General features: G+C 63.5%; 1 protein-coding gene. It reads left to right on the forward strand.

The genetic code is table 11. The features are described from left to right. Nucleotides 1-285 (forward strand): arginine deiminase family protein (locus H2Z84_RS02810; protein WP_258869268.1); only part of this gene is annotated, 285 nt, incomplete at both ends.

Below are 285 nucleotides of genomic sequence, written 5' to 3' on the forward strand. Positions count from 1 at the left end.
TCTATCAACACCACCCCTACTTCGCCGGCAAGGTGAAGGTATGGTGGGGCGACTGTGACAAGAACCACGGCCCGGCCACGCTGGAAGGCGGCGACGTGATGCCGATCGGCAACGGCGTAGTGCTGATTGGCATGGGCGAACGCACCAGCCCGCAAGCGGTGGTGCAAGTGGCCAAGAGCGTGCTGGGCAAGGAAGGCGGCGCTACCCGCGTCATCGCCTGCCAGATGCCCAAATCCCGTGCTGCCATGCACCTGGACACCGTGTTCAGCTTCCTGGATATCGACC

This window comes from Aquitalea aquatica, from assembly GCF_013911085.1.
In the GTDB taxonomy this organism is placed as follows: domain Bacteria; phylum Pseudomonadota; class Gammaproteobacteria; order Burkholderiales; family Chromobacteriaceae; genus Aquitalea; species Aquitalea aquatica.